This window comes from Streptomyces sp. NPDC059166 (assembly GCF_042755185.1).
Classification (GTDB): Bacteria; Actinomycetota; Actinomycetes; order Streptomycetales; family Streptomycetaceae; genus Streptomyces.
In genome coordinates this window covers 146301-173003 of record NZ_JBHZCI010000006.1, presented here as the reverse complement: position 1 = coordinate 173003, position 26703 = coordinate 146301, and the positions used below count along the sequence as shown (strand labels likewise).

The 26703-nt window shown below is 71.1% G+C and carries 10 protein-coding genes; 6 read left to right on the top strand and 4 right to left on the bottom strand.

Annotation, left to right across the window (positions count from 1 at the left end):
• Positions 1 to 24: 24 nt before the first annotated feature.
• Both ACFXOA_RS06990 and ACFXOA_RS06985 read right to left on the bottom strand, forming a co-directional pair.
• Positions 25 to 669: a LuxR C-terminal-related transcriptional regulator gene (locus tag ACFXOA_RS06990; protein ID WP_385023423.1), complete on the bottom strand. Its 645-nt coding sequence runs from the start codon at positions 667 to 669 to the stop codon at positions 25 to 27.
• A complete protein-coding gene (locus ACFXOA_RS06985) occupies positions 654 to 1901 on the bottom strand; it encodes a sensor domain-containing protein (RefSeq protein WP_385023421.1) in 1248 nt (415 codons plus the stop codon). Before ACFXOA_RS06985 ends, ACFXOA_RS06990 begins: the two co-directional genes overlap by 16 nt.
• A 176-nt stretch (positions 1902 to 2077) precedes the next feature.
• Here ACFXOA_RS06985 and ACFXOA_RS06980 point away from each other — a divergent pair, with 176 nt between their 5' ends.
• Positions 2078 to 3985, top strand: coding sequence for a serine hydrolase (locus ACFXOA_RS06980; protein WP_385023419.1), 1908 nt, complete (start codon positions 2078 to 2080; stop codon positions 3983 to 3985).
• A gap of 98 nt (positions 3986 to 4083) precedes the next feature.
• On the opposite strand, the gene sbnB is transcribed toward ACFXOA_RS06980, so the two are convergent.
• Both sbnB and ACFXOA_RS06970 read right to left on the bottom strand, forming a co-directional pair.
• Positions 4084 to 5094, bottom strand: coding sequence for a 2,3-diaminopropionate biosynthesis protein SbnB (gene sbnB, locus ACFXOA_RS06975; RefSeq protein ID WP_385023417.1), 1011 nt, complete (start codon positions 5092 to 5094; stop codon positions 4084 to 4086).
• 53 nt (positions 5095 to 5147) lie between these two features.
• On the bottom strand, positions 5148 to 7388 hold the full coding sequence (locus ACFXOA_RS06970) for an MMPL family transporter (protein ID WP_385023416.1): 2241 nt from the start codon (positions 7386 to 7388) through the stop codon (positions 5148 to 5150).
• Positions 7389 to 7700: 312 nt separating this feature from the next.
• Here ACFXOA_RS06970 and ACFXOA_RS06965 point away from each other — a divergent pair, with 312 nt between their 5' ends.
• The 5 genes from ACFXOA_RS06965 to ACFXOA_RS06945 are packed head-to-tail and all read left to right on the top strand — an operon-like array spanning position 7701 to position 26674.
• Complete coding sequence (locus tag ACFXOA_RS06965; RefSeq protein ID WP_385023523.1) at positions 7701 to 8705, top strand: ATP-binding cassette domain-containing protein; 1005 nt, start codon at positions 7701 to 7703, stop codon at positions 8703 to 8705.
• Positions 8702 to 9505 (top strand): ABC transporter permease, encoded by an 804-nt coding sequence (locus ACFXOA_RS06960; protein ID WP_385023414.1) that lies wholly within the window; start codon positions 8702 to 8704, stop codon positions 9503 to 9505. The genes ACFXOA_RS06965 and ACFXOA_RS06960 overlap by 4 nt, the downstream gene beginning before the upstream one ends.
• Positions 9506 to 9531: 26 nt before the next feature.
• Positions 9532 to 10512: a 2,3-diaminopropionate biosynthesis protein SbnA gene (gene sbnA / locus ACFXOA_RS06955; protein ID WP_385023412.1), complete on the top strand. Its 981-nt coding sequence runs from the start codon at positions 9532 to 9534 to the stop codon at positions 10510 to 10512.
• The gene (locus tag ACFXOA_RS06950) at positions 10509 to 18236 is read left to right on the top strand and encodes an amino acid adenylation domain-containing protein (RefSeq protein WP_385023410.1); all 7728 of its coding nucleotides are present in this window, start codon (positions 10509 to 10511) and stop codon (positions 18234 to 18236) included. Before sbnA ends, ACFXOA_RS06950 begins: the two co-directional genes overlap by 4 nt.
• A complete protein-coding gene (locus ACFXOA_RS06945) occupies positions 18233 to 26674 on the top strand; it encodes an amino acid adenylation domain-containing protein (protein ID WP_385023408.1) in 8442 nt (2813 codons plus the stop codon). Before ACFXOA_RS06950 ends, ACFXOA_RS06945 begins: the two co-directional genes overlap by 4 nt.
• The last annotated feature ends 29 nt before the right edge of the window (positions 26675 to 26703 follow it).

Below are 26703 nucleotides of genomic sequence, written 5' to 3'. Positions count from 1 at the left end.
CGTGGGTGACCGCCCGGGGGAGCGTCACTTGAGGTAGGCGATGACCGCGAGGACCCGCCGGTTGTCCGCCTCCGAGGGCGGCAGGTCGAGCTTGGTGAAGATGTTCGAGGTGTGCTTGATCACGGAACGCTCGGTGATCACCAGTTCCTGGGCGATGGCCGCGTTCGAGCGGCCCTCCGCCATCAGGCCGAGGACCTCGCGCTCGCGCGGCGTGAGCCGGGAGATCGGACCGTCGCGGTGGTACTCCTTCGCGAACAGCTTGGCGACGACGTCCGGGTCCATCGCGGTCCCGCCTGCCGCGACGCGGCGCACCGCCTCCACGAAGCCGTCGGGGTCGAAGACCCGGTCCTTGAGGAGGTAGCCGATGCCGCCGCTGCCGTCGGCGAGGAGCTCCCGGGCGTAGAGCTGCTCGACGTACTGGGAGAGGACGAGCACCGGAAGGCCGGGGATCCGGCGCCGGGCCTCCAGGGCGGCCCGCAGGCCCTCGTCGGTGAACGTCGGCGGAAGCCGGACGTCGACGACCGCGACGTCCGGCTTGTGGTCGAGGAGGGCCTTGAGCAGTCCGGGCCCGTTGTCGACGGCGGCCACCACCTCGAAGTCGTACGACTCCAGGAGGCGGACCAAGCCGTCCCGCAGCAGGAACAGATCTTCGGCTAGGACAACGCGCACGGCAGCTCCATGGTCAGGGTGGTTCCCGCACCGGACTTGCTGTTCACGGCCAGTATCCCGTCGAAGGCGGCGAGCCGGCGTTCGATCCCACGCAGGCCGGTTCCGCGCGAAGGATCCGCGCCGCCCCGGCCGTCGTCGATGACCTGGCCACGCAGCGCACCGCCCTCATACCAGAGATCGATGCTCACGGTGCGCGGGCCGGCGTGCTTGGCGGCGTTGGTGAGGGCCTCGGCGACCGCGAAGTACATCGCGGACTCGACGGGGGCCTCGGCGCGGCCGGGCAGGTCGGCCTGGACGGTGACATCGAGCGGGCTGTCCATGGCCAGGGCGCGCACCGCGTCCGCGAGGCCCCGGTCCGCGAGCACCGGCGGGTGGATACCGCGCACGAGGTCTCGCAGTTCGGTGAGCGCGGCGGCGGACGCCTTCCGGGTGTCGGCGAGGATGGCGCGGACGGCCTCCGGGTCCTTGGCGAGCAGTTGCTCGGCGACCCCGAGGTTCATGCCGAGGGCGACGAGACGGGCCTGCGCTCCGTCGTGCAGATCCCTCTCGATACGGCGCAGTTCGGCGGCCGAGCTGTTCACTGCGTCGCTGCGGGTGTCCGTCAGATGACGCACGCGCCGGGCGGCCGCGGTGGGCGCGAGCAGCGTACGGGCCAGGGCGGCGTGGGCGCGCAGAGCCGCAGGGGCGACGGCGAGGCCGGCGATCAGGGTGAGGACGCCGAGGGCGGCGGCGTACCAGGCGGAGGTCAGATCGCTGATCCTCACCCACAGGTAGTAGTTGTCCCCCGCGTCGGCGATGGGCCGGTAGACCGCGGGCATCAGGACGCCGCCGAGGCCGCCGACCACGAGGGCGAACGGCAGAAGCGCGATCAGCACCCCGGCCACCGGGTTGACCAGCATCCAGGCCAGATCCCGCCAGGTGGCCGGGTCGGTGAGGACCCAGTGCGTGCGCTGCCACTGGCCCTTGAGGCCCGGAACGGCGGCAGGGGCAGGCAGGTACGGCTCGTCGAGTGCCTGACCCGACCAACGGGCCGCCGTCCTACGGGATCTGTTCACCACTCCGCGTACGGCGACGGCAAGTGCGGGCACCAGCAGTACGCCGAGGCCGACGCCGAGCAGCGAGACCGCCGTCACGAAGAGGCAGAAGAGGACGAGCTCCACGACGGCCAGGCCCAGGACGGGCAGTCCCCTGCCCGCGGCTCGCATTCCGGTCCGGATGTTCGGTGTGTTCACGGTCGTCCCATTCCCCTCTGCGCACGGCTCGCTGCCGTGGTGACAACCCGAGTCTTCTCGACGCCGGGCCGGCGCACACGGGACGTGTGTCCCGTGTGCGGTGGTGTACCCAAGTCCCCCTCCGGACGCCACCGAGGTGCCTTTTTCGTCCTGCTCGTCCGGGCTTGACTTGTTCCATGACGATGCGACTGCGACTGCGGCTCCTTCTTCTTCCGCTCTGCGTGCTTCCGCTCCTGGTGGGCGGCGGCGGCAACGCCCAGGCGGCGCCCTCGGAGAGCCGATCCCTGGCCGAGCAGATCGACTCCCTCGTACACCGGCAGCTCGCCGATTACCGGATCCCCGGCGCCTCCGTGGTCGTGGTCGAAGGCGGCAGGCAGGTGCTCACCAAGGGGTACGGGGTCGAGGACGCCCGGGCCAGGACGCCCGTGCGACCCGCTCGCACCGGATTCTTCATGGCATCCGACGCCAAGCTGTTCACGGCGGTCGCGGTGCTGCAGCAGGTGGAGAAGGGACAGCTCGACCTGCGGTCCGACGTCAACCGCTACCTCACGTCCTTCCAGATCAGGGACAGTTACCCCGGGCACCCGGTGACCGTACGCGATCTGCTCATGCACACGGCGGGCTTCGACAACAACATCATCGGGCGGGCCGTCACGAGGCCCGAGGACGTCCGGCCGCTCGGCGAGAGCCTCGCCGAGCACCAGCCACGCCGGGTCCGGCCGCCCGGCGAGGTGGCCAGCTACGACAACTACGGCGTGGCGTTGGCTGGTTACCTGGTGGAGACGGTCACAGACACCCCGTTCGCCACGTACGTGGACCGCTCGATCCTGCGTCCGCTCGGCATGCGCCGTACGAGCTTCGCACAGCCTCACTCCCCCGGGATCGAGGCGGACCTCGCCCGCGGCCACCGGCCTGACGGCGGGGAGCAGCGTGTGGAGGACGGGCAGTACGGGGACTGGTCCCCGACCGGCGCGGGAGCCGTCACCACCGCGTCCGACATGGGCAAGCTGCTGCGGGCGCTCCTCGACGAGGACGGTGGGCCGATCTTGACCAGGCGCTCCAACTCGGCCTTGCAGCAACATCAGTTCGGCAACGACGAGCGACTGCCCGGCCTCGGCTACATCCTTGAGGAACGGCTGCGCGGGGGGCAGCGGATGCTGGTCAAGGACGGTGATCTGCCGGGCTTCCACGGCAATCTGGCACTGCTGCCCGAGCGGGGTGCCGCCGTGTACGTGGTCTACAACGGCGACGGCACGGACGGGCGCGCCGCCTACGCCGGCCAGGAGGTCGCCGACCGGCTCGCCGACCACTTCGGTGCGGCCGCCCCGGCGCGGCGTTCGGCGTCGCACGCGGACGTCGGCGGGTACGAGGGCGACTACCGCTCCACGCGCACCAGTTCCTCGGAGCTGACCCGGGTCAGCGCCCTGACCGGATCGGTGCACGTGAGCGCCGGTGAGGGGGCGACACTGACCACCACGGGGCTCTCGCGCGACCCGGACGTCACCGAGCGGCACTGGGTGCAGGTCAGCCCGGGGCTGTTCCAGGAGAAGGACGGCCAGGACCGGCTCGCCTTCCGTGACGGCCGGCTCACCCTCGCGTCCGACGCCTCGGTCACGTACGAGCGGCTGCCCTGGTACCTGTCCCCCACTCTGCACCAGCGGGCGCTGCTCGGCTCGCTCGCCTTCCTCGCCCTGACCGTGCTCGCCCTGCCGGTGCTCGCGGTGGCACGCCGCCGCTCGCCGGACTCCCGGGCAGGGGCGCGCGCCGCCGAGCTGGTCCTGTGGACCTCCGGGGCGCTGATCACCGCGGCCACGGTGGGCTTCCTGGTCCTGTCCGCCGATCCGAACGCCCTCAACCGAACCGTCATCGTGGGCGACTCGGCCCTCCTGACGGCCGTACCGGCCCTGACCGGCATCGCGCTCGCGACCACGTGCGCCATGGTCGTCTGCGCGTTCCTCGCCTGGCGCCGGCGCTGGTGGCGGGTGACCGGCCGGCTGCACTACTCGTGCAGCACGCTGGCCGCGCTGGTCTTCCTGGGGGTGTGCGCCGCGTATCGGCTCGTGGGCTGGGGCGTGTCTCCGTAGTCCCGTCTGCACGACGGCTCCTCGAACGGTCGGACCGCAAGAGCCCGGGCTGGAGAGTTCTCCTGCCCGGGCTCTTCGGCATGGGGACGGTGGACGGGTTACCAGCGGGTGGTCTCGCCGAAGAAGTCCGCGACCTCCACGGCCTCGCCCGACGCCTTCGCCTTGCGGAAGACGTGCAGGCCGACAGCGAGGTCGAGGACACCGAGGCCGAACGGAGAGAAGATCACCGGCTTGTCGGCGCCGGTACTCACCTCGCCCTCGATCAACTGGGCCAGCGTGCCGGTGACGAAGTGGCGGCCGCCGTACTTCTGCTCGGCGAGGTGCGGCGAGGTGTTGGCCTTCATGCAGTGCTCGACGTCGTCGAGGATGTTGTAGGCGCCCTCGATCAGCTCCGGGCCGATGTCCCGCAGCGAGATGTTGAGCACGACCTGGCCGGGCGCGAAGGCGCCGAGGTCGAGGATGTACGGCTCGGCGGCGGTGGTCGCGAGCACCACCACGTCGGCGCCCCCGACGGCCGTGGCGAGGTCGGCCTCCGTGCCGGCGGGGTAGCCGAGCGAACCGTTGACGTGGGCGGCGAGCGCGGACCCGTACTCCTCGCTCCTGTCGTGCACGGTGACCGCGCCGATCCGCCAGTCGAGGGACTTGAAGAACTCCAGGATGTTGCGGGCGATGATGCCCGCTCCGACGACCGTCAGCTTCCCGGCGGACCGCCCGCCGGTCAGCTGCTCCGCGGCGAGAACCGCGGAGGCGGCGGTACGGGCGGCGCTGATCTGGGAGGCCTCGAGGCAGGCGAAGGGGTAGCCCGTCTCGTGGTCGTTGAGCAGCAGGGCGGCCGAGGCGCGCGGGATGCCGCGCTCGATGTTCGCCGGGAAGCTGCTGATCCACTTGATCCCGGAGAGCGCGGTGTCACCGGCGCCCAGGTGCGCGGGGAGGGCGATGATGCGGGCGTCGGGCTTGTCGGGGAAGCGCAGGAAGTAGCTGTCGGGGTTCACCGAGTCGCCCGCGTGGTGGGCGAGGTAGGTGTCGCGTACGACGTCGACGATGTCCTGCCGGGAGGCTCCGATGATCTCCCGTGCGGTCCTGCCGCCGATGACGCTGAACTCGTACATGGAAGGGTTCCTTGGGATCGTGAGTGGATGCGGGCCGGACAGCCGCCCGCTGTTCAGCTGCGGGCCGGCGCGGGCGGAGCGGACGGAGCGGGGACGGTGTCGTCCCGTGCGGGGGCAGCGGGCTGCTCCTCGCCGTGCGAGAGCTGCGGCAGCCACGTGAGCCAGCCGGGCAGCCACCAGTTGGAGCGGCCGAGCAGAGCCATCACGGCGGGCAACAGCACGGCGCGGACGAGCGTGGCGTCGAGCAGGACGGCCACGGCCAGGCCGACACCCAGCTGCTTGAAGTCCTGCATGGACAGGGTGCCGAAGACCGCGAAGACGGCCACCATGATAAGTCCCGCGCTGGTGACCACGCCGGCGGTGGAGCGGATGCCGTGAGCGACGGCCGAGCGGTTGTCGACGCCCATGTCGTAGGCCTCGCGGATCCGGGAGACCACGAACACGTGGTAGTCCATGGACAGGCCGAACAGGACCACGAAGACGAACAGCGGCATCCACGACTCGACCGCGCCGACGGCCGTCGTGCCGACCAGCTCGTCACCCCAGCCCTTCTGGAACACGGCGGTCATCACCCCGTAGGCGGCGGCCACGGACAGGAGGTTGAGGACGATCGAGGTGACGGCGATGACCGGGGAGCGGAAGCAGAGCAGCATCAGCAGGAAGCTGATGCCCATCACGAAGGCGAAGACGGGCACGATCGACGACTTGAGCTGGTCGTTGTAGTCGGTGGAGAACGCGAGGTCGCCGCCCACGGGCGCCTGGTTCGCGGAATCCCTCTCCAGCGTGGCCGGGATGATCACATCGCGAAGCTGCTTGAGGGCGGCGACCGAGGTGGCTCCCCTGCCGTCGCCCGGCAGCGGTGCGTTGATCACCGCGATGTTCTCGTCCTCGTGGACGGTCACCTCGACGGGGTTCTTGACATCGCCGGACGCGAGGGCCTGCTTCTTGAACTCCTCGATGGCGGTGACGGATTCGGCCGAGGTGATGTCCCCGGTCTCGAAGACGATCTGGGCCGGGGCGGGGGCGCCGGGAAATGACTTCTCGATGCGCTGTGCTGTCTGTGCGGTGACGTTGCCGGCGGGAAGGAGCTGGTCGAAGCCGAGCTTCTCGGTCTTCATGGACAGCGCGGGTGCGGCCAGGGCGAGCAGGAAGGCGATCCCGAGCACCGCGAACAGCGCGGGCGCCCTGAGGACCGCGCCGAGCAGCCGGCCCGGCTTCTCACCCACGGTGCGCACCCGCGTCCTGCGGCGCAGGCCAGGGATGCGGCCGGCGTCGATCCTGTCGCCGAGCATCGCCATCACGGCGGGCAGCACCGTCATGGAGCCGAGGACCGCGATCAGGACGACCTCGATGGTGGCGACGGCGAAACCCTCGAAGACCGTGAGGCCGGACAGGAACATGCCTGCCATGGCCACGGCCACGGTCAGGCCGGAGATCAGCACCGAGCGGCCGGAGGTAGCCGCCGCGATCCGCAGCGCGGTCTCCTTGTCCCGGCCCGCAGCGCGCTCCTCGCGCTCGCGGCGGATGTAGAAGAGGCAGTAGTCGACACCGACGGCGAGGCCCATCAGGAGCAGCACCGAGTTGGTCATGGAGTCGACCGGGACCAGCTGGCTGGAGAGCGCGAGCAGGCCCATTGCCGCCACACACGCGGTGATCGCGAGGATCAGGGGCAGTACGGCGGACAGGAGCGCGCCGAACACGACGAGCAGGATGCCGAGCGCGACGGGTACGGCGGTGAACTCGGCCCGGGTGAAGTCCTCGCCGAGCGAGTCGTTGATGCCCTTGAGACCGCTGGCCGCACCGTACTGGCCCAGGGTGACGCCGGTGTGGGTCTCGTCCACCTTCGCCAGGGCGTCGACGACCGGCTGGATACGGTCGGCGGCCGTGTCCGGGTCACCCTTGACGGCGAACTGGACCAAGGCGTCGTGCTTGTCCTTCGAGACCGCGCCCGTCTTGTACGGGTCAGCGATGCTCTGCGCGAGTCCGGTGCCGTCCACGGCGGCGATCGCGTCGGCGACGGCCTTCTTGAACTCAGGCTCCTCGACACTGAGTTCTCGGCTGTGCACCAGAACCATCTCGGGTGCGGGGGTCTTGATGCCGGCGTCGACGAGGAGTCGGGCCGCGCGGCCCGACTCGCCCGTGCCGTAATCGGCTTCGGTCAGTGTCTTCTGGCCCGCCATCCCGCCGAGGACCGTGAGCGCGATGACGGCGAAGAGCCATCCGAAAAGTGCGGTCTTACGGTGCAGAGCGCTCCAGGCGCCCAGTGAAGCCGCCAGATTTCGTTGCCTTGCCATTGCCTCTCCCAGGGGGACGTCTGCGGGGACCATTGATCAGCGATCAGCGACATGTCTCACCTTAGATATCCAGATCCTTGAACTCGCCTTTCCGATGCGTCAGTTCGATGCAGCTGCAGCATCCTGCCAGCGCGGGAGGATCCCCAGGTCGGCGCCCGTGTCGGCAGCATGCTGCACGGCAGTCTGTGGCCAGCCGCAACGGCTCGATCCAGCCAGATCCGCGGTTAGGTTCCTACTCGTCCCAGCAATTCACTGACTCGGTGATTCGGCGATCCGCCATTTCACCTGACGCATCCGATGTGTGAAAGGGGGATCTCCGTGAACACCGCGATCGAGGCCGAAGGGCTGACGAAGCAGTACGGCAGCCACCGCGCCCTTGACGGTGTGGACCTGTCGGTCGAAGCGGGCACGGTACTCGGCCTGCTCGGGCCCAACGGCGCGGGCAAGACCACCACGGTCCGTACGCTCGCCACTCTGCTCGAACCCGATGCCGGGACGGCGCGCGTGGCGGGCTTCGACATCGTGCGGCAACGGCGCGAGGTGCGCCGCCGGATCGGTCTCGCTGGTCAGTACGCCGCCGTCGACGAGCTCCTCACCGGCCGCGAGAACCTGGTCCTGCTCGGCCGGCTGCTTCGGCTCGGCCGCGGCGGCGCACGGGCCAGGGCCGTCGAACTCCTCGCACAGTTCGAGCTGGAGCATGCCGCGGACAAGCCCGCCAAGGAGTACTCGGGCGGTATGCGGCGCCGGCTCGATCTGGCAGTGAGTCTGATCGCCTCGCCCGAGGTGCTCTTTCTCGACGAGCCCACCACGGGACTCGACCCGGCCAGCCGGGCGACGCTGTGGCGGATGGTCCAGGACCAGGTCGACCGGGGCGTCACCGTCCTGCTGACCACCCAGTACCTGGAGGAGGCCGACTTCCTCGCAGACCGGATCCTGGTCGTGGACCGAGGACGGGTGATCGCCGAGGGTACCTCCGACGAGCTCAAGCGGAAGGTGGGCGGCGAGCGCCTCGAGGTGGCCGTCGCCGACCTCTCCCTGCTCGACCGGGCCGCTTCCGTACTGGCGCCGCTGGCGTTGAGCGCACCGCAGTTCGACGAGCGGCAACGCCGCCTCCACGTACACCTTCCCGACGGGATGGGCGCGTTGGCGTCCGCTGCGACCGCGCTCGAGTACGCGGGGATCGACGTCGAGGAGTTCGCGCTACGTCGTCCCTCGCTCGACGACGTGTTCTTCCATCTGACCGGGGAGCTGACCGGAGAGCCGGCCGACGAGTCGGCCGGTCAGCCCCCCACGGCGAAAGCGGAGGCCCTCCGATGAGCTCGGCACTTGCCCACGGCGGCGATGTCGCGGCCCTCACCGGCCGGCACCTGCGCCATCTGCGACGCACCCCGGAGAAGATCATCGGGGTGGCTCTCACTCCCGTCGCGATGGTCGTGATCCTCGGCTATCTGTTCGCGACCGTCGTCGAGGTGAAGAACTCCGGCGCCAGTTACCGCGAGTACATCATGGCCGGGGTCTTCGCCCAGGTCGGTCTCTCCTGCATCGGCATCACCGCGATCGGCGTGGCCGGTGACCTCGGCAAGGGCCTCATCGACCGGTTCCGTTCGCTGCCGATGGGGCGGGCGACCGTGCTCGTGAGCCACACGCTCGCCGATCTGGCGGCCGCGGCCCTGAGCATCGCGCTCGTGGCTCTCACCGGACTCGCGGTCGGCTGGCGGGTGCACGGCAGTGTCGCCGAGAACGTCACCGGGTTCCTGCTGCTGCTCGCCTTCGCCTACGCGATGCTCTGGGTCGGCGCCCTGCTCGGCATGGTGATGCGCAACCTGGAGGCGATCAGCGGGGTCGCCGCGCTGATGCTGGTCCTCTTCTCCTTCCTGTCCAGCTCCTTCATGCCGCTGACGGGCCTGCCCGGCTGGCTGCGGGCGGTCGCCGAGTGGAACCCGGTCAGCGCCGTATCCGAGGCCTGCCGGCAACTGTGGGGTAACACCGGCGCGGTGACATCAGGCAGTTTCCCGGTGGAACACCCCGTGATCGTGTCGCTCGTCAGCATCGGACTCATCGTCGCCGTTCTCATACCTCTGAGCATGCGTGTGTACCGCGTGTCGGCCACGCGCTGATCTCGTCCTGTCTTCCTGGGGGGACCATGCCGGTCATATCGGCACCGCACGAGTTCAACACCGAAGATCTCTACGTGGATCTCCGGGAGATGTACGGCTATCCGCTGCACCTCAAATGTGAGGGCTTCAACTTCGCCGGTTCCATCAAGCTCAAGGCCGCCGCGAGCATGATCGAGGCGGCCGAGCGCAGCGGAGCCCTGACCGAGGGCTCGACCCTGGTGGAGTCCTCGTCCGGCAATCTCGGTCTCGCGCTCAGCGTGATCGCCGCCGCCAAGGGCTACCACTTCATCTGCGTGGTCGACCCACGGACCAACCCCGCGACCCGCAAGGTCATCGAATCGCTCGGCAGCGAGGTGCACACGGTCTCGGAGCCGGCCGCGGAAGGCGGGTTCCTCGCGGCGCGGCTGGCGTACGTACGGGAGATCCTCGCCAGCAGGCCGCGGGCCGTCTGGCTGAACCAGCACGCCAACCCGGACAACTGGCGGGCGCACTACCGCAGTACGGCGCCGCAGATCGAGAAGCAGTTCCCCGACCTGGAGGTGCTCTTCGTCGGCGCCGGCACCACGGGCACCCTGATGGGCTGCGCCCGTTACTTCAAGGAGCTGCCTCGGCCGGTGACGGTCGTCGCGGTCGACAGCGTCGGGTCCGTCACCTTCGGCGGGCCCGAAGGGGTACGCCTGATCCCCGGGCTCGGAACGGGAGTGCGTCCGGCGCTGCTCGACACCTCGTACATCGACGACGTCGTGCATGTGCACGAGGCCGACACCGTACGTGCCTGCCACACCCTGGCCCGCGGCGGATTCCTCTTCGGCGGCTCCACCGGAACGGTGGTGAGTGGTGCGCTGCGCTGGCTCTCCGAGCACCGCCCCGGCCAGAACGTCACCTCGGTGGCCATCGCCCCGGATCTGGGCGAGCGCTATCTCGACACCATCTACCAGCCGAGCTGGATGCGTGATGTGTACGGCATCGACGCGTCCGACCTTCCCTCTGGAGCACTGCAGTCATGATCCCCGCACCCCCTGCGCGCCAGCTGCCGCTCTCCGCCGCCCAGCGTGAGATGTGGTACGGGCAGCAGGCCGACCCGGGCAACCCGGTCTTCACCATGGGCGACTTCCTGGAGCTGCGTGGTCCTCTGGACACCGCACGGTTGACTTCCGCCTGGCAGGGGGTGCTGCGGGAGGCCGGCACGCTGCGTGCCCGATTCACCGAGCGCGACGGCGAGCCCCTCCAGGAGCTCGCTCCCGCCGGGGACTTCCCCCTGGAGACGCTCGATCTGTCCGACGGACCTCGGCCCCGCGACGCCGCCGAGGCCTTCATGCGCGAGGACCTGCTCGCGCCGCCGGACCTGACAGCGGGCACGCTGCGTTCGGTGCTGCTCCGGCTCGGCCCCGAGCATGTGCTGTTCTACATCCGGGTCAACCACATCCTGGTCGACGGGTTCAGCCGCGTCCTCATCTACAACCGGCTCGCCGCACTGTACGCGGACCCGGACGCCGAGGGCGCCTTCCCGGATCCACTGGTGCTCGTCGACGACGAGGCCGCGTTCGCCGGGACGGCCAAGTGGCAGAAGGAGCAGGCCTTCTGGCGGTCACGGTTCCAGGAACAGCCCGAGCCGGTCAGCCTGTCGCAGCGCCCCGGCGGCCCTGCCCGGAGTTCGCTGCGCTGCGAGGCGCTGCTGCCGGCGAGCACCGTGGAGCGGCTGCGCAAGCTGGCCTGGGACTCCCGTATCACCTGGCAGACGCTCCTGATCGCCGCGACCGGCGCGTACGTCCAGCGTGCGGCAGGTGTGGACCGCGCGCTGCTCACCCTCGCGGTGCCGGCCCGCGCCACCGCGGCCGCCCGCACGGTGCCCGGCATGCGCGCCAATTTCGTCCCGCATCCCGTACATGTACTGCCCGGCCGTACGGTCGCGGACTTCCTGCGCGACAGTGCCGGAGAGCTTCGCTCCACGCTGCGCCACCAGAACTACCGGGGCGACCGGATCCGCCGCGACCTGGGCTTCACGGGGGCCGCGGGCCTCTCGCTCGGGCCGACCGTCAACGTCCTGGAATCGGGGTTCGACTACGTCTTCGGCGCGTGCACCGGGCTGCTGCACAACCTGTCGACGGGCCCGGTCGAGGACATGCAGATCATCTATCTCGACTCGGCCGAGGACGGCTACGCCGTCCGCCTCGACGCCAACCCCTCCCGTTACACCCAGCAGGAGCTGGAGCTCCACCAGCGCCGTCTCTTCGGCTGGTTGCGGACGCTGGCCGACGCCGGTGCGGACGCGGTGGTCGACCAGCTGGACGTGCTGCTGCCGGCTGAGTCGGCGGCGGTGCGCGCGGGGTGGGACGCGACCGCGGTCGAGGAGGAGTACACCGGGGTGGTGGAACGTGTCCGGGCACAGGCCGCACACGAGCCCGGGAAGACCGCGGTCCAGGACCCGCAGGGCTCTGCCACCTACGAGGAACTGGTCTCCCTCGCCTCGGCGTTGAGCCGCCGCCTGGTCGCGGCCGGCGCCGGCCCCGGATCACGGGTCGCGATGCTCTGCGAGCCCGGCATTCCCTTCGTGACCGCGATCCTCGCAGTACTCGGCGCCGGAGCCGCCTGGGTCCCACTGGACCTGCGCGCCCCGCACACACGCACGGCCGCACTCCTCGACGACAGCCGGCCCGACGTCCTCTACACCGGACCAGGCCAGACCGACACAGCCACACAGATCCTCACCACCACTTCCACCAACCCGCGAGTGGTCGCCTGGGACGGAGCGAAGGACGACGACCTGCTCCCCCCGGCCGGAGGCAGCGACGACCTCGCCTACATCATCTTCACCTCCGGATCCACCGGCCGGCCGAAAGGCGCGATGGTGCACCGCGCGGGCATGGTCAACCACCTGCTCGCCAAGGCCGACGACCTCGCCCTCACCTCCACCGACGTGGTCGTGCACAACGCCCCCGTCACCTTCGACATCTCCGTGTGGCAGATGCTCTCGCCCCTCGTCACCGGCGGACGCCTCCTCGTCGTCGACCGCGAGACCGCAGCCGACCCACAGGAACTCTTCGGCCGGACAGCCACCGACCACGTCACCGTCCTCGAAGTCGTCCCCTCCCTCCTCCGCGCCGCCCTCGACGCATGGCAGGCGGGCACGCCCCGGCCTTCGCTCGACGGGCTGCGTTCGCTGATGGTCACGGGCGAGGCGCTCCCCGCCGATCTCGCCGCCACCTGGGGCGCTTCGGTGCCCTCGATCCCGCTGGTGAACGCCTACGGTCCGACCGAGTGCTCCGACGACGTCACCCACGCCGTCATCCACACCGGCACCGACCTCACAACCCGCGCACCCATCGGACACCCCGTCCGCAACACCCGCCTCTACGTACTGGACACCGCACTACGACCAGTACCCCCCGGCACCCCCGGCGAGCTCTACGTCGCCGGAACCGGCGTCGGGCACGGATACCTCGACGACCCGGCCAAACCCGCGACCACCTTCATCGCCGACCCCTACACCACCCGAACCGGCACCCGCATGTACCGCACCGGCGACCGCGTACGCCAACGCACCGACGGCCAACTCGAATTCCTCGAACGCACCGACCACCAAGTCAAGATCCGCGGCCACCGCATCGAACTCGGCGAAATCGAAACCGCACTACGCCGACTCCCCGGCATCACCGACGCCGCAGCCGCCGTCCACCACCAACGCCTCGTCGCCTACCTCATCGGCACCACCCAACAACCCAGACAAGCACTCTCCACCACCCTCCCCGACTACATGATCCCGAGCACCTTCCTCACCCTCGACACCCTCCCCCTCACACCCAACGGAAAAGTCGACCGCAAGGCACTCCCCGAACCCGACCCGTCAACCGTGTCCGCCGGTCTGCTTCCCGCGCGCGACGCTCGCGAGCAGGCGCTGTGCGAGATATTCGCGGAGGTCCTCGGGGTGCCGGCCGTCGGCATCGACGACAGTTTCTTCGACCTCGGAGGGCACTCGCTGCTCGCCACCAGGGTCGCCTCCCGGATCCGGGCCCGGCTCGGTGCCGAGGTCTCCATCCGTACGTTCTTCCAGGCGCCCTCCGTAGCCGAACTGGCAACCCGGCTGGACCACGCCGGCGCCCCCGTGCGGCCCGCCCTGACGGCCGCCGCCGAGCGGCCCGCCGAGCTGCCGCTCTCCCCCGCCCAGCAGCGGCTGTGGTTCCTCAACCAGCTGGAGAACGGCTCCGCCACCTACCATCTGCCGTTCGCCGTGAAGCTGTCCGGGGCCCTCGACACAGAGGCACTGCACACCGCGCTCGGCGATGTGGTGGCCCGCCACGAGAGTCTGCGGACCGTCTTCCCCGACGCGGGCGGCCGGCCACGGCAGCGGATCGTTCCACCCACCGAGGCGCATCTGGGCCTGCCCGTCACCGCGACCACCCGACTCGAACTGCCCGGAGCGCTGACCGCCGCGGCCTCCCAGAGCTTCGACCTCGCGGCTGACCTGCCGTTGCGCGCCGCGCTCTTCGAGCTCGCCGACGACGAGCACGTCCTGCTGCTCGTCCTGCACCACATCGCTTCGGACGGCTGGTCCGTGGCCCCGCTGGCCCGTGATCTCTCCGAGGCGTACTCACGGCCGGGCACGGGGACGGCCCGGGACCGGGCGCCCCTCGAGGTGCAGTACGCGGACTACACCCTGTGGCAGAGCGAGTTGCTCGACACCATCTCGGAGCAACAACTCAGCTACTGGAAAGCGGCGTTGGCGGACATCCCGGAGGAGCTGGAGCTGCCGTACGACCGTCCGCGGCCCACCGTGCCCAGCCACCGCGGCGGCACCGTCGAGTTCCGGGTCGACGGGAAGGTGCACGCGGCGCTCACGGAGCTCGGCCGCGCCCAGGGCGCGAGCACGTTCATGGTGCTGCAGGCAGCGCTCGCCACACTGCTCTCCGGTCTCGGTGCGGGCGAGGACGTACCGATCGGCTCTCCGGTCGCGGGGCGGACCGATCCGGCGCTCGACGAGCTGGTCGGCTTCTTCGTCAACACGCTGGTACTGCGCACCGATCTGTCCGGCAACCCGACCTTCCGCGAGCTGCTCGACCGCGTCCGTACGAGCGATCTGGCCGCGTACGCGCACCAGGACCTACCGTTCGAGGCGCTGGTCGACGCGCTTGCACCCAGCAGGTCGCTGTCCCGGCAGCCGCTGTTCCAGACCATGCTGGTCCTGCAGAACAACGCCTCCGCCGAGCTCCACCTGCCCGGCCTCGCCGTCGAGACGGTGCCGGTCCGCACCGGCACCGCCAAGCTGGACCTGGCCTTCGAGCTCACCGAGAGGCACGGCCCCGACGGGGCGCCGGCCGGGATCGACGCGGTCCTGGAGTACAGCAGCGACCTGTTCGACGAGGCGACGGCACGATCCTTCGCCGACCGGTTCGCACATCTCGTCGGTGTGCTGACCGGCGCCCCCGACCTCCCGCTCGGCCAGGTGGACCCCCTGCTGCCGGCCGAGCGGGAGCGTGTCCTCGGCGAGTGGGCCGGGCCCGCGCAGCACGTGGACGTGGCCCCGGTTCACGAGCTGTACGCCGCCAGAGCGAGCGCGCAGCCCGGTCATCCGGCTCTGATATTCGGCGAACAGAGCCTTTCCTACGCCGAGTTGGAGGAACGCGCCAACCAGCTCGCTCATGAGCTGGTCACGCTCGGCACCGGGCCCGGCGATCTGGTCGCGCTGCTGCTGCCGCGTTCGGCCGAGATGGTGGTCGCGCTGCTTGCCGTGCTGAAGGCGGGCGCGGCGTACCTGCCGATCGACGCCGCGTATCCGCAGGACCGCATCGCCTACATGCTGGACGACGCGCGGCCCGCGCTCGCCCTGACGATGGCCGCCGAATCCGCGCGGCTCGGCACGTGCGAGGTGCCCCGGCTGCTGCTCGACGACAGCGGCGTACGCGCCGCCGTCGCGGCTCGGCCGGCCCGCGCCCTGACCGACGCCGACCGGACGCGGCCGCTGACCGTGCGCGACCCCGCGTACGTCATCTACACCTCCGGTTCCACCGGCCGCCCCAAGGGCGTGGTCGTGGAGCACCGCACGGTGGCCGTGATGGTGGCCGACCAGGGTCCGCGTATGGGCATCGGACCGGCCACGCGCTGGCTTCAGTTCGCCTCGTACAGCTTCGACGCGGCGACGTGGGAGCTCGCCATCGGTCTGCTCTCGGGCGCCACGATGGTCCTGTCGACAGCCGAGGAGCGCGGCCCGGGCCTGCCGCTCGCGGACCTGGTCGAGCGCACCGGTACGACGATGGTCTGTCTGCCTCCGACCGTGCTGTCCGCCTGGCCCGCCGACCGGCCGATGCCTGAGGGCGTCCAGCTGGTCGTGGCGGGCGAGGCCTGCCCGCCCGAGCTGGTGGAGCGGTTCTCGCGCGGCCGTGTGATGCGCAATGCGTACGGGCCCACGGAGGCCACCGTGTGCGCCAGCATCAGCGAACCGCTGTCCGGTGCGGTGAAGCCGCCCATCGGGTTCCCGCTGCACAACACCCGGCTCTACGTCCTGGACGCGCGACTGCGTCCGGTGGCTCCGGGTGTGACGGGCGAGCTCTACATCGGCGGCGACCAGCTGGCCCGCGGATATCTGCGGCGGCCCGGGCTGACCGCGAGCCGTTTCCTCGCCGACCCGTTCGCGACCGCGCCGGGCGGCCGGATGTACCGCTCGGGCGACCTGGTGCGCTGGAACACCGACGGCAGCCTGGACTACGTGGGCCGGGTCGACGACCAGGTCAAGCTGCGCGGCTTCCGTATCGAGCCGGGCGAGATCGAGGGCGTGCTGCTCGCCCGCGAGGACATCGCGCGGGCCGCGGTGATCGTCCGGGAGGACCGGCCGGGCGACAAGCGGCTCGTGGCGTACGTCGTCACGTCCGACGCGCGGGCCGACGTGCGGGAGATCCGCGCGCACCTCGCCGCCGAGCTGCCCGAGCACATGGTGCCGAGCGCGGTGGTCGCCCTCGGCGCTCTGCCTCTCACCGGCAACGGCAAGCTGGACCGCCGCGCCCTGCCCGCTCCCGACTACACCGCCGCTTCGCCGGGCCTGGCGCCCGCGAACGAACGGGAGGAAGTGCTCTGCCGGGCGTTCGCCGAGGTGCTCGGTCTGGAGTCGGCCGGCGCCGACGCAAGCTTCTTCGACCTCGGCGGCGACAGCATCAGCTCCATCCAGCTGGTCGGCAGGGCCCGGGAGGCGGGCCTGACGATCACCGCGCAGGACGTCTTCGTGCACCGCACCCCTCAGGGACTGGCACTGGTCGCGGTGGCGGCCGGGCGGACCACGACGGTGGGCGTCGGCGACGGCACCGGCCCCGTGCCCGCCACGCCGATCACCGCTTGGCTCGGCGCGATCGACGGGCCGACGGACGGCTTCCACCAGGCCGCCGTCGTGCAGACGCCCGCGGGCGCCCCGTACGAGCGGATCGCGGCAGCGCTTCAGACGCTGCTCGATCATCACGATGTGCTGCGGTGGCACGGCGAGGGCATCCGGGAGGCCGGCGCGGTGCGGGCCGAGGACGTGCTGCGCACGGTCACGGCCTCCGGCGACCTGGCCTCCGCCGTGCGCCGGGAAGCCGAGGCGGCCCGTGCGGAACTGGCGCCCGGCAGGGGCGACGTGCTGCGCGCGGTGTGGTGCGACGCCGGTCCGGGACAGCCAGGCAGGCTCCTGCTCACACTGCACCACCTGGTCGTGGACGGAGTGTCCTGGCGGATCCTGCTGCCGGACCTGGCGCAGGCGTACGACCACCCCGAGCTGCCGCTCGCCCCGGTCGGCACCTCCTTCCGGCAGTGGGCGCACCTCCTGCACGAGGAGGCCGGACGGGCCGGGCGCCGCGCCGAACTGCCGCTGTGGCAGGAGCTGCTGGAAGCCGGCGACCCGCCGCTCGGCAGCGGGCCGCTCGACCCGGCCCTGGACACCGCTGCCACCGCGCACCGGCTGCGTCTCGAACTTCCCGCCGAGTACACGGCAGAGCTGTTCACGTCCGTGCCGGCCGCGTTCCACGCCGAGATCAACGACGTGCTCCTGACGGCGCTCGCGCTGGCGGTCGCCGACTGGCGGCGCGGACGCGGCGAGGCTCAGGACGTGCTCGTCGACCTCGAAGGGCACGGCCGCGAGGCCGTCGTCCCGGGGGTCGATCTGGCGCGCACGGTCGGCTGGTTCACCACCACGCACCCGGTCCGCCTCGATGTGGGCCTGTGCGACTGGGACGAGGTGTGGGCGGGCGGTCCCGCGCTCGGCCAGGCGCTCAAGGAGGTCAAGGAGCAGTTGCGCCGGATACCGGACCACGGCATCGGGCACGGCCTCCTGAGCCGCCTCGGCCCGGACACGGCGCCGGCGCTCGGCGCGTACGCGGCGCCGCAGCTGGGCTTCAACTACCTCGGGCGGCTGCCTCTTCCGGCGCCCGCCAACTGGCAGATCGCTCCCGAGTCACTGGACGTCGCGGCCGGCACGGACCCCGGAATGCCGCTTCCTCACGCCCTCGGCGTCAACGCGCGCACCGAGGACCGCCCTGAAGGACCATGTCTGGTCGCCGAGTGGGCGTGGGCGGGGCGCACGGTCGCCGACACCGACGCGACCGCGATCGCGCACGGCTGGTTCCGCGCGCTGAAGGCGCTGTCCGCGCACGTCGCACGGCCGGACGCCGGTGGTTTCACACCCTCGGACCTGGGGCTCGTCGAAGGGCTTGAACAGGACGAGATCGACGAGTTCGAGAACGAGTTCGCAGACGAATGGGGGACCGAGAGATGAGTGCGAACGCACCACGGAAGAGAGCGCGGCCGACGGGGGGACTCAGCGACGTACTGCCGCTGACACCGCTGCAGGAGGGTCTGCTCTTCCACGCCGTGTACGACCGGCAGGAACTCGACGTGTACGCGGTCCAGCTCGTCCTGGACCTCGAAGGACCGCTCGACCGTGCCGCCCTGAAGGCCTCCGCGGCGGGCGTGCTGGCCCGGCACCCGAACCTGCGGGCGGGCTTCCGTTACCGCAGGAACGGACAGCCGGTTCAGCTGATCGCACGTGATGTGCCCCTGCTGTGGCGTGAGGTGGGCGAGGTCGTCGACCTCGACGCACTGACCGATCGGGACCGCACCGAGCCGTTCGACGTGGGCCGGCCGCCCCTGATCCGCTTCACACTCGTCGCCACCGGCGCGGACTGCCACCGGCTGCTCGTCACCTGCCACCACATCCTGCTCGACGGCTGGTCGATGCCACTGCTGCTGTCGGAGCTCTTCACCGCATACGCGGCCGGCGGCGACGTACGCGTGCTCCCCGCCGTCACTTCCTACAGGAGTTACCTCTCCTGGCTGAGCCGGCAGGACACGCAGGCGGCGGCGAACGCCTACCGCGAGCTGCTCTCCGGCCTCGAGGAACCCACCCGGCTCGTGCCGACGCGGCCCGGCCGTGCACCGGTGCTGCCCCATCAGCACATCGCCCGGCTCGACGCCGCGGCGACCGCGCGCCTGACCGGGTGGGCGAGGGCGCGGGGCGTGACCCTGTCCAGCGTGCTGCAGGGAGTCTGGGCGGTGGTGCTCGGCGCCCTGACCGGGCGGGACGACCTGGTGTTCGGCACCACGGCCTCCGGGCGTCCGCCGGAGATCCCCGGCGTCGAGTCGATGGTCGGCCTGTTCATCAACACCCTTCCCGTACGGCTTCAGGCATCCGCGTCGCACTCCCTCGCGGCCGTGGTGAAGGCGGCGCACGAGCAGCACACCGCTCTGCTCCCGCACCAGCATCTGGGGCTGCCCCGGATCCAGCAGGACGCAGGGCACGGCGAGCTGTTCGACACCGTGATGATCTTCGAGAACTATCCGCTCGACCCGGACGCCCTGCGCACGGCCGTCCCGGATCTGACGGTCACCGGCGTCCAGGGCCGCGATGCCACGCACTATCCGGTGTCGCTGCTCGTGCTGCCCGGCGAGCAGCTGACCCTGCGGCTCGACCACGCTCCGGACCTGGTCACCGCCGAGGAGGCTGCTGCGCTGTCCGGGCGGGTGCTCCGGCTCCTGGAAACCCTGCCGGACTCCGCCGACCTGCCGCTTTCCCAGCTGGATCTGCTGGGCGACGCGGAACGCAGGACGCTGCTCGGCACGTACAACGACACCACGCGCGACCACCCGCGGCACGCCCTGCGTGAGCAACTGGCGGCACTCGCCGCGGCCGCCCCGCACGCGCCCGCACTACGCTGCGGCGCCGAGCGCCTCAGCTACACCGAGTTGCACGCCCGTGCGGACCGGCTGGCGCACGAGCTCGTGGCGCGCGGTGCCGGACCGGGGTCCCTGGTCGCCCTCGCCCTGCCCCGCTCGACCGACCTCGTCGTCGCGACGCTCGCCGTCGTCAAGGCGGGCGCCGGCTATCTGCCGCTCGACCCCGACTATCCGGCGGACCGCATCGGCTACATGCTCGACGACGCGGACCCCGCGCTCGTCGTCACCACGGGCACCGTCGCGTCCGCGCTGCCCTCGGTCTCCGCACGCGAGCACCTGACCCTGGACACGGCGGACGCTCTGCTCGCGCGGCGGCCCACCGGCCCTGTGGACACCGTGGACCCGAGCCCGCTGGAGACCGCGTACACGATCTACACCTCCGGCTCGACCGGCCGCCCCAAGGGCGTGGTCGTCCCACAGGGCGCGCTGATCAACCTGGTGCACGACATGGCCGAGCGCTTCGGCGTCGACGGCCGCGACCGCTTCCTGTCGGTCACCACCTTCGGCTTCGACATCTCCAACCTGGAGATCTTCGTGCCGCTGCTGACAGGCGCCGAACTGGTCCTCGCCGAACGCGACACCGTACGGGACCCGGCCGCGCTCGCCGCGCTGATCACCGGCTGTGACGCCACCGTCATGCAGGCCACGCCGACCCTGTGGCACGCGCTGGTCACCGAGCACCCCGAGAGCCTGGCCGGCCTGCGTGTGCTGATCGGCGGCGAGGCCGTGGGCGAACCGCTCGCGGACGCGCTGCGAGCCGCGTCCCGCGAGGTCACCAACGTGTACGGGCCCACCGAGACCACCATCTGGTCGACCGCCGCCACCCTGGACGGCACGCGCCCCGGGGTGCCTCCGATCGGCCGGCCCATCGCCAACACCCAGGTGTACGTGCTCGACGACGCGCTGAGGCCCGCCCCGGCCGGGGCGATCGGCGAGCTGTACATCGCCGGTGACGGGGTGGCGCGCGGCTACCACGGGCGGCCTCAGCTGACGGCCACCCGTTTCGTGCCCGACCCGTTCGGTCCGCCGGGCAGCCGCATGTACCGCACCGGTGACGTGGTGCGGTGGGGCTCCGACGGTCAGGTCGAGTACATCGGGCGGGCCGACCACCAGGTCAAGATCCGCGGCTTCCGTATCGAACTCGGTGAGATCGAGTCCGCGCTCGCCTCGCACCCCGAGATCTCCCAGGCGACCGTCCTGGCGCGTGAGGACCTGCCGGGCGGAACACAGCTGGTCGCCTACACCGTCGGTACGGCCGCCCCGGCCGCGCTGCGCGCGCACCTGTCCGAGACCCTGCCCGCGCACATGGTCCCCGCCCTGTACGTGGCGATGGAGGCGCTGCCGCTGACCGCGAACGGCAAGGTCGACCGCAAGCTCCTGCCCGCGCCCGCCCAGGGCGCCCGTACGGCGGCCCGCGCGCCGCGCTCCCCGCAGGAGCAACTCCTGTGCGAGGTGTTCGGCGAGGTGCTCGGGCTGCCCGGGCCCGCGGGCCCCGAGGACTCCTTCTTCGAGCTCGGCGGCCACTCGCTCCTCGCCACCCGGCTCACCGGGCGGATCAGCGCGGCGCTCGGCGCCGCCCTTCCGGTACGCGCGGTCTTCGACGCACCGACGCCGGCCGCTCTGGCGGTCCGCCTCACGGAGACCGGCACTGACGCCGGCGTGGAGCGTCCCGCGCCGGCTCCGGCCGTACGCCCGGAGCCCCTCCCTCTCACGCCTGCGCAGCAACGCCTGTGGTTTCTTGATCAGTTGGAGTCCGACAGCCCGGCGTACAACATCCCGGTGGCCGTCCGCCTGAAGGGTGACATCGATGTGGCGGCGCTGAAGGCGGCCGTACGCGACGTCGTCGTCCGCCACGAGGCGCTGCGCACCCGCTACCCGGACACGGACGGGCGACCGCGTCAGGAGATCGTGGACGCCGAGGCCGTACACATGGACCTGCCCGTAGTCGCGCTGAGCGAGCGGGCCCTACGGGAGGCGGCGCGGCGCGGCTTCGATCTCGCGACCGAACTCCCTCTCCGGGCAATGCTTTTCAGGCTCGGTGCCGAGGAGCACGTGCTGCTGCTCGTGGTGCACCACATCGCGGCCGACGGCTGGTCGATCGGCCTGCTCGGCACCGATCTGGCACAGGCGTACGAGGCGCGGTGCGGGGGCGGGGCCCCGGCGTGGTCGCCGCTGCCGGTGCAGTACGCGGACTACACGCTGTGGCAGCGCGAGCTGCTCTCCTCCGTGAACGAGGAGCAACTCGCCTACTGGAAGGCGGCACTGGACGGGCTCCCCGAGGAGCTCGAACTGCCGGCCGACCGGCCACGACCGGCCGCACCCACGCACCGGGGCGGTCAGGTGGAGTTCCGAATCGGCGACGCGCTGCACGCGGCCGTCGGCGAACTGGCCCGGGCGCAGGGCGTGAGCACGTTCATGGTGCTGCAGGCCGCGGTCGCCGCGCTCCTGTCCGGACTGGGAGCGGGCGACGACATCCCGCTGGGTTCGCCCGTCGCGGGCCGCACCGATCCGGCACTCGACGGACTCGTCGGCCTCTTCGTGAACACCCTCGTGCTCCGCACGGACCTGTCGGGGGATCCGACGTTCCGCGAGCTGCTCGACCGGGTGCGCGCCACCGACCTGGCCGCGTACGCGCACCAGGATCTGCCTTTCGAAGCCCTGGTGGACGCGCTGGCACCCACCCGGTCGCTGTCGCGGCACCCGCTGTTCCAGACCATGCTCACTCTGCACAACACCCCTGACTCCGCAGTGCGGTTGGCCGGTCTGACGTCGGAACCGCTGCTCATCGGCACGGGGACCGCGAAGGCCGATCTGGCTTTCGAGCTCTTCGAGCGCCGTACGGGTGAGGGCGCTCCGGACGGGATCGACGCGGTCCTGGAGTACAGCAGCGACCTGTTCGACGAGGCAACCGCTCGGTCCTTCGCCGACCGGCTCACGCATCTGCTCGGGGCCCTGGTCGGCGCACCGGACCGCCCGGTGGGCGAGGCCGAGGTGCTGCTGCCGGCTGAGTCGGCGGCGGTGCGCGCGGGGTGGGACGCGACCGCGGTCGAGGAGGAGTACACCGGGGTGGTGGAACGTGTCCGGGCACAGGCCGCACACGAGCCCGGGAAGACCGCGGTCCAGGACCCGCAGGGCTCTGCCACCTACGAGGAACTGGTCTCCCTCGCCTCGGCGTTGAGCCGCCGCCTGGTCGCGGCCGGCGCCGGCCCCGGATCACGGGTCGCGATGCTCTGCGAGCCCGGCATTCCCTTCGTGACCGCGATCCTCGCAGTACTCGGCGCCGGAGCCGCCTGGGTCCCACTGGACCTGCGCGCCCCGCACACACGCACGGCCGCACTCCTCGACGACAGCCGGCCCGACGTCCTCTACACCGGACCAGGCCAGACCGACACAGCCACACAGATCCTCACCACCACTTCCACCAACCCGCGAGTGGTCGCCTGGGACGGAGCGAAGGACGACGACCTGCTCCCCCCGGCCGGAGGCAGCGACGACCTCGCCTACATCATCTTCACCTCCGGATCCACCGGCCGGCCGAAAGGCGCGATGGTGCACCGCGCGGGCATGGTCAACCACCTGCTCGCCAAGGCCGACGACCTCGCCCTCACCTCCACCGACGTGGTCGTGCACAACGCCCCCGTCACCTTCGACATCTCCGTGTGGCAGATGCTCTCGCCCCTCGTCACCGGCGGACGCCTCCTCGTCGTCGACCGCGAGACCGCAGCCGACCCACAGGAACTCTTCGGCCGGACAGCCACCGACCACGTCACCGTCCTCGAAGTCGTCCCCTCCCTCCTCCGCGCCGCCCTCGACGCATGGCAGGCGGGCACGCCCCGGCCTTCGCTCGACGGGCTGCGTTCGCTGATGGTCACGGGCGAGGCGCTCCCCGCCGATCTCGCCGCCACCTGGGGCGCTTCGGTGCCCTCGATCCCGCTGGTGAACGCCTACGGTCCGACCGAGTGCTCCGACGACGTCACCCACGCCGTCATCCACACCGGCACCGACCTCACAACCCGCGCACCCATCGGACACCCCGTCCGCAACACCCGCCTCTACGTACTGGACACCGCACTACGACCAGTACCCCCCGGCACCCCCGGCGAGCTCTACGTCGCCGGAACCGGCGTCGGCCACGGATACCTCGACGACCCGGCCAAAACCGCGACCACCTTCATCGCCGACCCCTCCACCACCCGGCCCGGCACCCGCATGTACAGCACCGGCGACCGCGAACGGCAACGCACCGACGGCCAAGACGACGACCTCGAACGCTGCGACCACCACGTCACGAACCGCGGCCACCGCATCGAACTCGGCGAAATCGAAACCGCACTACGCCGACTCCCCGGCATCACCGACGCCGCAGCCGCCGTCCACCACCAACGCCTCGTCGCCTACCTCATCGGCACCACCCAACAACCCAGACAAGCACTCTCCACCACCCTCCCCGACTACATGATCCCGAGCACCTTCCTCACCCTCGACACCCTCCCCCTCACACCCAACGGAAAGATCGACCGCAAGGCACTCCCCGAACCCGACCCGGACGTCGTCGCCACGAGTCCGGCCCGTCCTCCCCGTACGGACACGGAACGCGCCCTGAGCGAGATCTTCGCGTCCGTGCTCGGGGTGCCGGCCGTCGGCATCGACGACAGCTTCTTCGACCTCGGCGGCGACAGCATCCGCTCGATCGAGGTGGTCGCCGGCGCCCGGCGCGCCGGGCTGCGGGTCACCGCGGCCGATGTGTTCACGCACAAGTCGGTCGCCGCGCTCGCCACGGCCGCCTGCGCGGCCGAGCCCGTCGAGATCGCCGGCACCGACGACGGCGTGGGCGAAATGGCGCCCACACCGGTGATGCTCCGGTTCCTCGAAGAGGGCGGTCCCATCGATGGCTTCAACCAGTCCGTCGTCCTCACCACCCCAGCCGACCTGGACCTGGAGCGGCTCACCGGGGCGCTCCAGGAGGTCGTCGACCACCACGAGGCCTTGCGGGCACGCCTGACCGGCAGCGGCCCCGCCGACTGGCGGCTCGTGATCGGTGAGCCGGGGACGGTGCCGACCGCGCCCCTCGTGACCCGCATCGACGCCGGCCACCGGGCATACGAGGACGAGGCCCTGCTGCGCCGTGCCGTCGCGGCGCAGGCGGAGGCCGCGCGGGGCAGGCTCGCCCCGCGGGAAGCGGTCACCCTGCAGGCCGTGTGGATCGACCGCGGGAACGGCCGCTCCGGCCGACTGATCCTGATGCTGCACCATCTCGTGGTGGACGGTGTCTCCTGGCGGGTGCTGCTGCCCGACCTGCTCAGCGCGTACGCATTTCCCCAGGCCGCACTCGACCCGGTCGGCACCTCGCTGCGCCACTGGTCCCGGCTGCTGTACGCGCAGGCCGACAAGCGCACACATGAACTGCCGCACTGGCGGCAGCTTCTGTCTCACGAGGAGCAGCCGGTCGGCGCGCGCCCCCTCGATCCGGGACGCGACACCTACGGCACGGCCCGCACCCTGCGTCTGACGCTGCCCGCCGAGCACACGTCGCCGCTCCTGGAACGCGGTCCCGCAGCGTTCCACGCCGAGATCAACGACGTGCTGCTCGCCGGTCTCGATCTCGCGGTCGCCGAGTGGCGCGGCCGGAGCCTGCTCGTCGAGGTCGAGACCCACGGCCGCGAGCAACTGCACCCCGGCATCGACCTCTCCCGTACGGTCGGCTGGTTCACCGGCACCCACCCGGTGCTCCTGAGGGCCGGGGCGCTCGGGGCCGAACAGTCCGTCAAGGAGATGCGCGAACAGCTCGCGGCACTGCCCGACCACGGTCTCGGCCACGGCATCCTGCGCCACCTCGGCGAGGGACCGGCACCGCTGCCGGCGGTGAACCCTCAGCTCGGCTTCAACTATCTGGGCCGTTTCGCCGCGTTGGAGGCGTACGAGGACGGCTGGGCGGCCGCACCGGAGTCACGGGAGGCGTTCGCAGCCACGTCCTCGGGCATGCCGCTCGGCCACACCATCGAAGTGGACGCCCTGATCGAGGACAGCCCCGACGGACCCGTGCTGGTCGCCAACTGGACCTGGGCCGGCCAGGTGCTGGATCCCGACGACGCCACGGCGCTGGCGGAGGGCTGGTTCAGCGCGCTGCGCACGCTCGCCGAGCGGGCCGGTGAACTCACGGTGTCCCCGGGCTCGGAACGCCCCGCGCTGCTCACCGAGGCCTTCGATCCCCTGCTGCCGATACGGCCCGAAGGCTCCCGCGCACCGCTGTTCTTCATGCACGGCGGCGTCGGACTCAGCTGGCCCTATCTCGGGCTCGTCGAGCATCTGGCGAAGGAATTCCCCGTATACGGGTTCCAAGCGTCCGGAATAGTCACGGAGGCACCACTTCCGTCGTCGGTCGAGGAAATGTCCGAGGAATATGTCGGCAGAATACTGAGAATTCAGCCCAGCGGGCCTTATCATCTGATCGGCTGGTCGTTCGGCGGGCTTCTCGCCCACGCGGCAGCCACCCGCCTCGAAGCGCTCGGACATCGCGTCGCGTTCCTCGCGAATCTCGACAGCTACCCGGTCCCCGAGCCGGACGGCATACCGGACGACCGGGCCCTGCTCGCGAAGATCCTGGAGTACTGCGGGTACGACGCGGCGGCGTTCGCCGGCGGCGAGCCCACGCTCGCCGAGGTCCTCGCCCTGTTCCGGCGGGACGCGAACCCGCTGGCCGGCCTCGACGAGCGGCAGCTGGCCCGGCTCCTGCGGATCGTGCGCAACCACGCGGTCCTGAGCGCCGAGTTCTCCCCGGACCGCTTCGGCGGAGACGTCCTCTTCCTGTCGGCCGAGCACGGCACGGACGAGCAGTCACCGACTGTCGCGGAATGGGAGCCGTACATAGGAGGCCGAGTGTCCCACCACGGAATCGCATCGGACCACGACGGAATGATGCGGCCCGAACCGCAGCGGGCTATCGGGCGAATCATCGCCGCGCACCTCGAACGAACGCAGTGAATGCAAGGAAAGGCACCCGGGCGAAGCCG

Coding starts and splice junctions, on each gene's coding strand:
- ACFXOA_RS06970 (WP_385023416.1), bottom strand. CDS start 7,388: ATGGCAAGGCAACGAAATCTGGCGGCTTCACTGGGCGCCTGGAGCGCT.
- sbnA (WP_385023412.1), top strand. CDS start 9,532: ATGCCGGTCATATCGGCACCGCACGAGTTCAACACCGAAGATCTCTAC.
- ACFXOA_RS06960 (WP_385023414.1), top strand. CDS start 8,702: ATGAGCTCGGCACTTGCCCACGGCGGCGATGTCGCGGCCCTCACCGGC.
- ACFXOA_RS06950 (WP_385023410.1), top strand. CDS start 10,509: ATGATCCCCGCACCCCCTGCGCGCCAGCTGCCGCTCTCCGCCGCCCAG.
- sbnB (WP_385023417.1), bottom strand. CDS start 5,094: ATGTACGAGTTCAGCGTCATCGGCGGCAGGACCGCACGGGAGATCATC.
- ACFXOA_RS06980 (WP_385023419.1), top strand. CDS start 2,078: ATGACGATGCGACTGCGACTGCGGCTCCTTCTTCTTCCGCTCTGCGTG.
- ACFXOA_RS06945 (WP_385023408.1), top strand. CDS start 18,233: ATGAGTGCGAACGCACCACGGAAGAGAGCGCGGCCGACGGGGGGACTC.